Origin of the sequence: Streptomyces sp. UNOB3_S3, assembly GCF_020740895.1 — a bacterium.
Taxonomy (GTDB): domain Bacteria; phylum Actinomycetota; class Actinomycetes; order Streptomycetales; family Streptomycetaceae; genus Streptomyces.
In genome coordinates this window covers 1-649 of record NZ_JAILXP010000763.1, presented here as the reverse complement: position 1 = coordinate 649, position 649 = coordinate 1, and the positions used below count along the sequence as shown (strand labels likewise).

1 pseudogene is annotated in these 649 nt (G+C 74.3%); it reads right to left on the bottom strand.

Annotated features, from left to right (window positions below):
* A pseudogene (locus tag K6I33_RS35510) lies at positions 1-634 on the bottom strand (glycosyl hydrolase); the annotation flags it as partial.
* Positions 635-649: the final 15 nt, after the last annotated feature.

The following is a 649-nucleotide window of genomic DNA, read 5'->3' as shown; positions in this document are numbered from 1 at the left end:
TCCATGCCTCGAAGAACGTGCCGTCCGGTGCGCAGACCGACCGCCCGGGGGCGTCGTCCGGATCGCCGACGTCCAGGACCAGCGCGGTCCGACGCACCCCCGCCACCGGGTGGCGGCTTCCCGTCGCGTACCGCCCCACCGCCTCCCCCACCGGCTTGACCACCCGGTCGTTGGTCAGCAGCCCCAGCCCGTACTCCAGCTCCGGGAAGTCCGCCAGCCCCCGGTCGACGTCGTGCGAGCACCACCAGGTGATGCCCCAGACGTCCGGGCAGTCCAGGACGGCCTCGATCGTCGCCTCCGCGAAGGCCGCCGCGTGCGACGGCGGGACGTGCGGGGCCGGGGCCCCGACCTCCTGGAGCCACACCGGGCGGGCAGGGTCGTCGGCCCAGGCCTTGGAGAGTTCGACGAGGTACGCGGCGTGCAGCCCGGTGGCCGGGGCGTCGTGCCCGTAGCGCTGGGTGGTGCCGTCGAAGACCCACGAGTGCACGGTGGTCATGGCGCCGAGCCGGGCGGAGTGTGCGGGAGTGAAGGGGTGCGTGCCGTCGTACCAGGCGGCGTCGTAGGAGGCGTGGACGTGGGGCAGGCCGGGCGCTCCCGTCTCGCACGCGGCGAGCATCCGCCGCAGCCACCGGCCTGTCCCTTATACACA